Source organism: Dictyobacter kobayashii (assembly GCF_003967555.1).
Taxonomy (GTDB): Bacteria; Chloroflexota; Ktedonobacteria; order Ktedonobacterales; family Ktedonobacteraceae; genus Dictyobacter; species Dictyobacter kobayashii.
The window spans coordinates 298,400-309,070 of sequence record NZ_BIFS01000002.1 but is presented as its reverse complement, the minus strand read 5'-3'; the positions used below and the strand labels follow the sequence as shown (position 1 = coordinate 309,070).

Genomic DNA, 10,671 nt, shown 5'->3' with positions numbered 1-10,671 from the left:
ATCTCTCATCTCAGATGGTCAAAAAGCCACTGTTCAAATGGTTCCCCCATCATAGCCATGATCGGCCAACAGACGCAAGAGACGAGGAAATTGTTAGACAGAGCTCTCTAACAAGAAATACCCGCCAGTCACACCGAAGATATTGGCTGCAAGCACTTTGACGGCCAGCAGAAAGCCCAGATTGTCAACCAGGAGGTGCCGTTTTTGCCACCCCAATTTTTTTCGCCATCGTAGCCACGCTCGATGCTTGGACAGGATTAGCCTTGCTGGATTGGCTATCTATGATGGCGGTGCTTGGTTCCTCCTCTCTCCATATCGAGCCACGGACCTGCCGGCGTTAAGAAATGCGATGAGCTTGGTGGCGCGTTTCCCGGAAAACCAATAGTATCTATTCTTCTGGCTCATTCATTCACAAAACGGCTGGTTTTCCTCTTAGTGAAAACAATAACTAACCACTGCTATGTTTTTGGGGTGCTGACAAGACGCGGACAAGACGTCAACAGTCGCTTTATATACTTTCTCCATAGCAGATAAAAAGGATAGTTTCTTAACGCTGCTTACTCTAGTAGGTATCTGCATATGCAGGAAAGGAGATTTTCTCTTGGATTTCAAACACATTATCCGAGCCTGGTCTGATCCGCGCTATCGGGAATCGCTGTCCCCAGAAGAACAGGCATCCATGCCAGACCATCCGTCTGGATTTATTGCTGTTTCTGACGCAGAACTATCGAAAATGGTTGGTGGAGGTAGTGCATGCGACGCGTCACTTGGTTGTTGCCCATTTATTACCACGAGTGACCCTTGCAGTGCTGGCAACACTGATACCGTTCAGTGCGGTTGTGGTACTACTGATTAATAAGTGGAGGAGGCACTATACATGGGCACTAGCGATGTTGTTCCTTCAAAGGATCTATTTTCAGCACCCGAAGAAGAAAATCCACTGCTTCCAGAAAATATACCGGGAGTTTATGATTTAACTGATGGAGAATTGGGTGTTATAGGAGGAGCAAGTGCAGTTTACGATTTGTCCATAGGTGATTTACCATCATTTAGGTCTTCTGAAGCGTTTTTTAATGCTTTTAGAAAGTAAACCAAAAGAGGTGCTTCATGTAGATGAGTGCAATCTTTACAGTATGCCTGTCCTGTTCTGGTGCATTTGTATATGCGCTGATCATCGGGATCGCTGAAGGTTCATAAAAAGCGATCCCTATACACGTGAAGAGCAGTAGATAGAGGATGTGCTTTTCCCCTCTCTGGGGGAAGGAACTTTCTACAGAACTCTCTCACCAGACGAATGTAACGTGAACAACTCTACAGAAAAGAGCATTCCTTACTACTGATCTATTGGCTTTTCAAGTCAGAGAGGAGAACTTTAATGGCGAAGGAGCCTAATTACGAAAAAATTTTCAAAGCCTGGAAAGATCCTGCCTTTCGTGCTAGCCTCTCTCCAGAAGAACAGGGTGAATTACCCGAGACCCCGGCCGGATTCTTGGACCTCAGTGAAGAGGAACAGGATGGTCTGGTAGGAGGAACTACCGTTGTCATTGTTTGTACGACTGTTCCTTCACTTTGTGCACGCGGAACTCTCTGTGGCACATGTGCTGTCTTTACATCCGGTTGTTGTTAGTTGAGGATGTATCCTTACGGATGCACTAATCTGTGCTCTACTTCTCGCTAATAGCTTGTTTCGGTCATAGAAGGCACGCTGCTCTGACCGAACAAGCTATATTAGCCCTATCGATATCAGGAGGGATCTATGTATATTCCAGAGCGACGCCTCTTTAGAAGCGTGGCAATACAGCAGCACCTGGAACATCGTCGGCAGGATGTGCTCCCTCATCTCGTATCCCCGCGCATCGTGCGTTTAATCTGGATTATCCTAGTCTGTGTTGTTGTCGCTGGAATTTGTATCTGGAATCTACCAGTGCCAATGCACCTATCTGGTTTTGGACTGATAGCTGAGGATGCGGGCCAAGAAGTTGTTTCCTCTAGCTCTTCAGATATTTTTGTTTTTGTTCAAGCAAATGAACTCTTCCTTTTCAAATCTGGGCAGTCCGTCCAATTGCAGGGTGGGAGGACCAACAGTTCTTTTCAAGGAATAATTGTCCAGGTGAAGCCTGACCTCATGAGTTATGATTTGGTGCGTCAGCGTTATCGCTTGCCCCCCGACGTGTTGAGCGATATGACTCAGCCTCTTGCGACACTGATTGTCAAGCCAGAGCATGTGTATCCTCTCGCCAGAGGTACAGTACTCATCGCTACGGTCAGTATTGGTTCAAAAAACATTTTGTCACTTTTCTAAAGAAGGTGCATCGCGCATCGTTCTTACGACGGTATATAAGGAGAGACCAGCAGAATGAGCAAAGAATCTCTTATTCAAAATGCCCTGGACATGCATGTGAAGGATACCTCCTGGTATCAAGCGACAACGTTGCGTGAGCGTCTTCATGGGTTTGAAAATGGGAAGCGCGTCTCTATCTCTGAAAGAAATGAGGACCTGGCAAGAGGGGAGTGGCGGCTACGCCATTTAATGGAGCAGTTTAGTGAACGCGAGGATCTATTCGCACAAAGGCTGGCTCAGGATAGCCTCACTGAAGAGGATTTGCTTGTGTTGTTCAGTGAAACACCAGAACGGGTGCGCAACTATTTTGCTAGCAGACCGGCATGGGTGGAACAGATCCTCCAGGTGTTTTCATCGCTATCAGTTGATAGTGTGCTTGATCAAGAGCTTTCTGCTGACGCTGCCAGATATCAAGAAATCCTCAGGCAGAGTGGGTGGAACAGTAGAGAATTTCTTACACTGGCTACGCCATTTATTCGCGAAGGATGCCAACGTTTACAGGCAGGTGTTAAAGATCTTTGTTTGCAAAAAGCCAATATTCCATTTGAATGCACAAATGTCGAAGAATACTTTCTTCCTCATCTTTTGCCCCGCATCCTTCAAGCAGTGTGTAGGACTCTGGCGCTTGAACTAAATATTGCGCGCCTGAGTAATATTTTGCAAGGCGAAACTCCTGAGGCCCGTTTTCAAAATTTTATCGAGCATCTTCAGGAACCCGTATTCGCGCTTGCATTATTGCAAGAATATCCAGTTCTTACCCGCTTGATATTGTTATATGTGAATCAATGGGTGGAGAATAGCCTCATGTTCTTGCATCGTCTCTGCTCTGATTGGTATGCTATTTGCAGCACATTTAGTCCTCACGCCCATCCTGGTATTCTCAAGGAGGTTAGTGGTGGCGCAGGTGATTCGCATCAGAATGGCCAGACTGTAATGATTCTGACTTTTACTTCGGGCTTGCACCTGGTCTATAAACCTCGCTCACTCAACGTTGATATCCATTTCCAAGAACTTCTGCTCTGGCTGAATGAGCATGGAGATCACCCCTCTTTCAGAACATTGCGGGTGCTTAACCAGGGCAATTACGGTTGGGTGGAGTTTGTGATGATGCAGGGCTGTTCTTCGCAAGAAGAGGTTCGTCGTTTTTATATACGACAAGGTGCATATTTAGCGGTACTTTATGTATTAGCTGCGACCGATGTTCACCATGAAAATCTCATTGCGGCGGGAGAATATCCTGTTCTTATTGACTTGGAGTCGCTCTTTCATCCCCAGATAAAAGAACATGTGGTCGAAAAAAATGCTAACACATTGGCGGGCGATGTGGTATCTAATTCTGTGATGCGTGTAATGCTCCTCCCACAACGCTTCTTTACTAATGGAGACTCCGATGGAGTTGAAATGAGTGGGCTGGGTGGTGCACCCGGCCAGTTATCTCCGCATCAAGCACTGCATATGGAAGACCCAAGAAAGGATACCTTACATTTTATCCGTAAGCAGGCAGAAATGCCTGGTAGCCGTAATCGACCACAGCTCAATGGAGAGGATGTCGATGTACGAGACTATGTTGATGAGATTATTCAAGGCTTTGAGAATATGTATCGTACGCTCCTTCAATACCGCCAGGAGTTGTTGTGTGATGATGGGTGCCTGGCTCATTTCGCAAATGATGAGGTTAGAGCCATCCTGCGCCCAACGTATCGCTATGCCCGTCTGCTTATGGAAAGCCTTCACCCAGACGTATTGAGGAATGGCCTTGACCGTGATATTCTCTTTGATCATCTCTGGAAAGATGTTTCCCTAAATCCATCTCTGGCCAAAGTGATTCCTTTTGAGCAAGCGGATTTGCAGCGTGGAGATATCCCATTTTTCACGACACGCGTAAATTCATCAGATGGGTGGAATAGTGTTGGGGAAGTCTTTCCCGATTTTTTTGGAAGATCTGGACTGGACCGGTCACGCAAGTGCCTGCTGAATTTGAGCGAGCAAGATCTTGAAAAGCAGCTCTGGTTTATTCGAGCTTCTTTAACCACCCTCTCTATCGGTGGGCAAAATCTCGTTTGGCCAAAATACTCTCTGGCTGATACAACGTTTCCTGCGACATCTGATCAACTGCTCGCAGAAGCATGCGCAGTCGGAAACCGCTTGGAAGCACAGGCGCTTTCAGGGGAACGGGATACCAACTGGATCGGCCTGTCTTTCGTAAGCGATCGCCTCTGGATGATGACTCCCATGGGCATAGATCTTTACAATGGCCTGGGGGGGTCATTCTCTTCCTTGCTTACCTGGGGAAGATAAGTGGAGAAACACGCTATACTGCACTGGCTCAGACGGCTCTCGTCACGTTGCGCAGGCAACTAGAACAGTTCCGTCCCCAAATTACGAGCATTGGAGCGTTCACTGGCTGGGGAAGTCTGATTTATCTTTTTTCGCATTTAGGAGTACTTTGGCAAGATAGCACACTTCTCGCAGAGGCTCATGATTTAGTACGCCTGACTCGTCAGCATATCGAAAAGGATGAGTCACATGATATCCTGGGTGGGGCAGCTGGATGCGCGGTTGCTCTTGCAAGTTTGTATCATGTGTCACCATCTCAGGAAATTCTTACTGCTATACAAGAATGCGGCGATCTACTCCTCTCTCATGCACAACCTATGCAGGCCGGGATTGGTTGGAGAAGCCTGAACAATGCGCAGCCTCTTACCGGCTTCTCTCATGGAGCGGCGGGCATTGCTTGGGCGCTTCTTAGGATTGCTGATCTCACCGGAAAAGAACGTTTCCACGCAGCCGCCTTGCAAGGGCTGGCATATGAGCGGAACTGTTTCTCCTCGGAGGCATGCAACTGGCCTGATTTCCGCGACTTTGTTGTACAGCAAAGAGCACCTGGTGATCATACATATATGTCTGTCTGGTGTCACGGATCAGCAGGTATTGCTCTTGCACGTCTTGCAATCCTTCCTTACCTGGATGATAAAATCGTACGTGATGAAATAGCTATCGCCTTACAAACCACCCTGGAGAACGGCTTTGGCCAGAACCATTCCCTATGCCATGGCGATCTGGGCAACATCGAAACGCTCTTACTTGCAAAGAAACAGTATAGCAGCGCCTATGCCGCAGACGTTGCACGTCTGACCTCAGGTATTTTTTCAAGCATCAAGCAAAGTGGATGGCTTTGTGGTGTTCCTGAGCGACTGGAAACTCCTGGCTTGATGGTAGGGCTTGCTGGTATTGGCTATGGTCTATTACGATTAGCAAAACCAGAGCAAATACCCTCCGTTTTGCTTTTGGAGCATCCTATTACTGAAAAATAATCAAAACCTTATTCTCCTTCTATTTAAGTTTAAAATTAATATTCGGGCACAAGGAGTAGTTTTAGATGGAACAGTACCCATTACGAACAAAATCAAAGGTCAACTTCTATAAGATACTGCTCCTTGCTCTCTGGCAGTTTCTAGGAACGTATCTGAAAAATAGGAGGCGCGTACCTGAATTGATCCAAATGGGCTCAACAGAGTGTGGATCTGCCGCTTTGGCCATGATTCTACAATATTATGGCTGCTATGCTTCAGTTGCCGAAGTACGAGACCGTTGTGGCGTTGGCCGCGATGGTCTCTCAGCACTGACAATCGTGAAGACTGCGCGCGATTATGGACTGCGCGTCCGAGCAGTCTCTGTGCAAGAGAGCACCAAGCTTCGTCTTGCAAAGCTTCCATGTATTGTGTACTGGGAGTTCAGCCATTTTCTGGTCGTTGAACGGATTGGTCAAAAATACATTGAGGTGGTTGATCCCGCATTTGGGCGCAAATGGCTGACACCTCAGGAATTCGATCACGGTTTTACTGGCATCGCTATTCTTATGGAACCAGGTATGCAATTTCAGAGTCGAGGACCTATGGCACGCCTCTCCTTACGTTCCTATCTGCTGTCCTCATTGAGTTCACTCGGCATCCTTACTCAAATTCTCCTGGCATCCTTGCTTCTCCAGCTACTTGGTCTGGCAATGCCTCTCCTGACGCAGGTTGTAGTTGATCAAATCATTCCCTTGAAATTCGACGATTTGATGCTTTTACTTGGAGCAGGGCTGGCGATGATTGTTCTGGCTCAGCTCATCATTGCGCTCCTACGCTCTCTCTTACTTGTGTACCTCCAAGCTCATATCGACTCAAAAATGATGCTCGGCTTTTTTGAGCATATCCTTGCGCTGCCCTATCCTTTTTTTCAACAGCGTTCGACAGGTGATCTATTAGCGCGGTTGAGCGGCAACACATTTATACGTGATATCGTTACCGCTCAATTGACATCTACCATCCTTGATGGTAGCTTTGTCCTTATCTATTTGATCATTATTCTCTGGCAATCCTGGCTCTTTGGAGGGATTGTATTTACGCTTGGTGCTCTGCAGGTTGTACTATTGCTCATCACCAGGCGCCGGACACATTATCTGAGCCAACGTGAACTGGCAGCGCAAGGGAAGGCCCAGGGAACTGCAGCCGAGACACTTTCTGGTATTGTCACACTCAAGTCGATGGGAGCGGAGCAGCGCGCGTTTGATGATTGGGCTAATCGTTTTTTTGAACAACTTGATCTTTCTGTACGACGTGGGCAACTTTCTTCCGTAGTAGATGCGACAATGTCTGCATTGCGTTTGCTCGCCCCGCTCCTCTTATTGTGGATTGGTGTGTTTCAGGTTCTGAAAGGGACCCTGCCTTTGGGCGAAATGCTGGCACTCAATAGCCTGGGGCTCTCTTTTTTAGCTCCACTCACTTCGCTTGCAACTAATGCACAGAGGCTCCAGATTGCTCAAAGTTATCTCGACAGAATTGCTGATGTCATTGAAGCAGAAGTAGAACAAGTTCCCCACACAGTGGAACATCCTCCAAAACTCAGTGGGCGTCTTGAGATCACCAATCTCGCTTTTCGCTACGATCCAAATGCTCCATTTGTTCTACATGACATCAACTTATTGGTTGAGCCAGGACAGAAAATAGCTATAGTTGGCCCTACCGGCTCAGGGAAAAGTACGTTGGGTAAATTGCTACTAGGGCTCTATCAGCCCACCTCAGGACAAATCCTCTACGATGAACGTTCATTTCAACAGTTAAATTATCGCGATGTGCGTGCTCAATGGGGAGCAGTGCTCCAGGAGTCTTTCATCTTTAGTGGTTCCATTCGCCACAATATTACATTCAATCGCCAGGATATGTCCTTAGATGAAGTTATGGAGATTGCGAAACTGGCTGCTATTCATGAAGATGTAATGCGTATGCCAATGAAGTATGATACCTTGGTTGCCGAGGCCGGCAATGCCCTTTCAGGTGGACAGCGTCAGCGCCTGGCCTTAGCTCGGGCACTTGCCTCTGATCCTCGTATGTTACTGCTAGATGAGGCGACCAGCCACCTGGATGTGGCAACAGAACAGAGGGTTGCCGCAAATCTTAACGCACTTTCATGTACGCGCATTGTCATTGCGCATCGTTTGAGTACTATCTATGATGCTGACCTTATTATTGTGTTGAATCAAGGGAAAATTGTGGAACGGGGATCACACAACGAATTGCTGGCTCTGAATGGGCACTATACCTCCCTGGTCCGCAGCCAAATAGAGATGGAGTCCGGTGGTCATCCCCCATTCATCACGTTTGCCACAAGCGAGAGCGGAAAGGGAGAATCGTTATGATTCCCGTTGTATTTACTTGCGTGTATCAGAAGGAGGACCATTACTTTCTTCTTCTAGAGAATAAAGAGGAGCAGAGCACATTGTCACTCCAAATAGGTTCTCTAGAACTGGGTGTGTTAACTGCGGTACTTCCTGGCCCTGGTCAACGGAATATGATGGCCGATTTTTTGCAGATCACTGGAGGCAGAATCAAAGAGACGTTTCTTCACCGAAGAGAAAAAGGAACCCTCGTGGCCGCTGTACGCATCCTATATGGTCATACATTAAAGGAATTTGTGCTTCTGCCATGTATTGCCTTGCTACTCACTCACTATACAAAAGGGACTATTTATGTTGCTGAGGACGTTTTGGATGTGAGAGAAGATGTTAAGGTGGAGAGCCAAAACAGTGTATCATTAGAAATGCTACGAATTGCAGCCAATAGTACTTTAGCCGGTCAAAGCGAGCCTCAAAATAAAAGAGGACTTATTGACTCCCTGCTCTTTCTTGAACCCCAAAATCTTGACTTTCACGATGGAACCTCGCATTGGTTCGTCACTGGCACACATCGATCAGATTATGAGGTAGGGGTAGTCAGCAGTTTTATCCCGCATAAGAGAAGCCTTTTTATCAGATCCAGGGTTCCAGAGCCAGGGGGAGTAGCACGTTAATGCAATATTTCAGAGCAGAAAGATATCGAGGAAAACACATCCGTTTTTCTGGTGCCATGAAAACTGACAGACGGGAGACACAAGCAAGCTTGTGGATACGCATAGATGAGTTACGTGAGGGTGAGACAGAGAAAAGGTATCTACTTGAGTACGCCTGGAATAAGCCTTTGGTCTGGAGCTATGGGTGGTACGCTCAGTCGGTTGACATCCAGGTGCCTGAAGACAGCGTCTATATCAGCCTTGGCCTTATTTTACTGGGAAAAAGCCAGGTTTGGCTTGATCTACTAGAGTTCGAGGCAGTAGGTTAAGCTTGTTTTTTATATGAAAAACAGGCTCTGGTAGGTAAACGGTTATTGCTGTAACCACCTTTCGTCAGCAATAGGTTCTCCAGTTGTTTTATATGTTCTTGCATCGGATGTTCATGAAAAGCTTACAGGCACTCTTTACGTATGAGATTTGCTTCTTCAATGCTTTTCGACTCGCCAGGCAAATCTCTAGTATCAGTTGCGATACTGTTGTTGTTTTCTGATGGGATGCCTCGTAATATATCATCAGGGAAAGCTGGAAAAGGAGACAATTACATGCAAAGCACAACAGGTATACTTAGGCGTAAACGACCTCTTGGGATCAAGATTCTAGCTATGCTGCTTGGGATAGAAGGCATACTAGCATGTCTGCTTGCTTTTTTTACCTTAATAGTTTCTGTCACTGATCCTGTGGCTATCTTTGGCGTCATTATAGCCACAGCTTTTGGACTGGTGAGCCTTATATTAGCCTGGGCTTTATGGGAACTTAAACCTTGGGCATTGCCAGTCACTATCGCCATCCAGATAGTCAATGTCGCCATCAGCGTGTTAAATTTTATCTTGATGTTGCCTAAAAATACATTCAGCACACTGTTCATCAATTTGCTCGCGCCAGCTATTATCTTATGCTATCTCCTTGCCAATAAGAGAGTACGGGTTGCATTGAAGAGATAGCATGAATGGTTTGAGAATGAACGTGTAAAAGACGATTCTAAGTAACTCTGGCTCGAATGTGCGATTGACCTGCTCTCTTGGGTGATGAGGAGATGCGCCCACTACCTATTGTGTAGCAGTTCATCAAACCTGGTAAAGGCATTGATCTTCCAGAAATCTCTAACAAAAGAACGTGACGTAAGCGGCTCTACAGATGAGTTCTAAAGGCAGAGGATCCATGCCCCTATCTATGATACCTATTGGAGAACGGCCTCAATACGGGTTAGTATGATATACAAGCAGGCAATTTCTTTATGAAAGGAGATATAGGGCATGTCCAAAGAGATCTTAAACGAGCTTATTGGCTTGGCTATGATTGACACTACGTTTTGTAATCGATTGTTAGCTTCTCCTCATAAAGCAGCCTTAGAGCAAGGATTTCTATTGACACCTGAAGAGCAGGAAATCTTTTGCCAGATTAAAGCAGACAATATTTATGATTTCAATAAGCAAGTCCTTGAAAAGCTTTCACCTACGAGTGACTAATACTACAGTGACATTTGAGAGACGTAGATTGAGGAAGAAATAGGAACAGATTGCAGAAGACATTGCAGCATCGGTTCCCAATATGCCCTCTAAGCGCTAGCGACGGTAACGGTCAACCGCGGTTTGCCATCGATCAAAGTATACAGGCAGACCCCGCCAGGAACGCCCTTCCTACATCACAAAGAGATTTCCCTTTACGATGGCCCTGGTCCGGTGATCAGCCACTGGACGACCTGCCCATACTTTTGGGGCGGCAGCAACGCCGACAGGCGCGCCCAGATCTCGTACGTGAGAACGGGGAGGCCCTATAATCGGATAGGTTCATGCACTTCCAATGATGCACCAGCGGTGCCTGACGAGCACATCGCGGCAGGTGCAATTTGCACCTACCTGGTGATATCTTCGGAAGTGGGATCTAGTCAGTTAGTCCTAGCGTTCCTCTTCTGGCTCATGAAGTGCGCAGAGCCTCCGACGCACTTCGGCGACACTCAGGTG

Annotated in this window: 10 protein-coding genes and 1 pseudogene; 10 read left to right on the top strand and 1 reads right to left on the bottom strand. The window is 46.8% G+C overall.

All coding sequences use genetic code 11. From position 1 onward, the window contains the following. Positions 1-93 precede the first annotated feature (93 nt). Entirely contained in the window at positions 94-216 is a 123-nt protein-coding gene (locus EL645_RS44620; RefSeq protein ID WP_281276428.1) for a hypothetical protein, read from the bottom strand. A gap of 385 nt (positions 217-601) precedes the next feature. Between EL645_RS44620 and EL645_RS28120 the strand changes: the two genes are divergently transcribed. From EL645_RS28120 to EL645_RS28070, 10 genes and pseudogenes are all read left to right on the top strand, one after another. Then, a complete protein-coding gene (locus tag EL645_RS28120; protein WP_161977763.1) occupies positions 602-856 on the top strand; it encodes a mersacidin/lichenicidin family type 2 lantibiotic in 255 nt (84 codons plus the stop codon). A gap of 21 nt (positions 857-877) precedes the next feature. Further along, on the top strand, positions 878-1,090 hold the full coding sequence (locus tag EL645_RS28115; RefSeq protein ID WP_126554802.1) for a hypothetical protein: 213 nt from the start codon (positions 878-880) through the stop codon (positions 1,088-1,090). A 285-nt stretch (positions 1,091-1,375) separates the two neighbouring features. Continuing rightward, positions 1,376-1,627 (top strand): mersacidin/lichenicidin family type 2 lantibiotic, encoded by a 252-nt coding sequence (locus EL645_RS28110; protein ID WP_126554800.1) that lies wholly within the window; start codon positions 1,376-1,378, stop codon positions 1,625-1,627. Positions 1,628-1,756: 129 nt separating this feature from the next. Next, positions 1,757-2,302: a hypothetical protein gene (locus tag EL645_RS28105; protein ID WP_126554798.1), complete on the top strand. Its 546-nt coding sequence runs from the start codon at positions 1,757-1,759 to the stop codon at positions 2,300-2,302. A 54-nt stretch (positions 2,303-2,356) separates the two neighbouring features. After that, positions 2,357-5,655: pseudogene (locus EL645_RS28100) on the top strand (type 2 lanthipeptide synthetase LanM family protein). A 65-nt stretch (positions 5,656-5,720) separates the two neighbouring features. After that, the gene (locus EL645_RS28090) at positions 5,721-8,021 is read left to right on the top strand and encodes a peptidase domain-containing ABC transporter (protein WP_126554793.1); all 2,301 of its coding nucleotides are present in this window, start codon (positions 5,721-5,723) and stop codon (positions 8,019-8,021) included. After that, entirely contained in the window at positions 8,018-8,671 is a 654-nt protein-coding gene (locus EL645_RS28085; RefSeq protein WP_126554791.1) for a bifunctional nuclease family protein, read from the top strand. Before EL645_RS28090 ends, EL645_RS28085 begins: the two co-directional genes overlap by 4 nt. A gap of 89 nt (positions 8,672-8,760) precedes the next feature. Then, entirely contained in the window at positions 8,761-8,979 is a 219-nt protein-coding gene (locus EL645_RS28080) for a hypothetical protein (RefSeq protein ID WP_126554789.1), read from the top strand. 273 nt (positions 8,980-9,252) lie between these two features. Further along, complete coding sequence (locus EL645_RS28075) at positions 9,253-9,651, top strand: hypothetical protein (RefSeq protein ID WP_126554787.1); 399 nt, start codon at positions 9,253-9,255, stop codon at positions 9,649-9,651. Positions 9,652-9,963: 312 nt separating this feature from the next. Further along, a complete protein-coding gene (locus EL645_RS28070; protein ID WP_126554785.1) occupies positions 9,964-10,176 on the top strand; it encodes an Os1348 family NHLP clan protein in 213 nt (70 codons plus the stop codon). The last annotated feature ends 495 nt before the right edge of the window (positions 10,177-10,671 follow it).

Excerpts from the sequence above, each read along its gene's own strand:
- EL645_RS28085 (WP_126554791.1), top strand. The coding sequence starts at position 8,018 with ATGATTCCCGTTGTATTTACTTGCGTGTATCAGAAGGAGGACCATTAC.
- EL645_RS28070 (WP_126554785.1), top strand. The coding sequence starts at position 9,964 with ATGTCCAAAGAGATCTTAAACGAGCTTATTGGCTTGGCTATGATTGAC.
- EL645_RS28115 (WP_126554802.1), top strand. The coding sequence starts at position 878 with ATGGGCACTAGCGATGTTGTTCCTTCAAAGGATCTATTTTCAGCACCC.
- EL645_RS28105 (WP_126554798.1), top strand. The coding sequence starts at position 1,757 with ATGTATATTCCAGAGCGACGCCTCTTTAGAAGCGTGGCAATACAGCAG.
- EL645_RS28110 (WP_126554800.1), top strand. The coding sequence starts at position 1,376 with ATGGCGAAGGAGCCTAATTACGAAAAAATTTTCAAAGCCTGGAAAGAT.
- EL645_RS28075 (WP_126554787.1), top strand. The coding sequence starts at position 9,253 with ATGCAAAGCACAACAGGTATACTTAGGCGTAAACGACCTCTTGGGATC.
- EL645_RS28090 (WP_126554793.1), top strand. The coding sequence starts at position 5,721 with ATGGAACAGTACCCATTACGAACAAAATCAAAGGTCAACTTCTATAAG.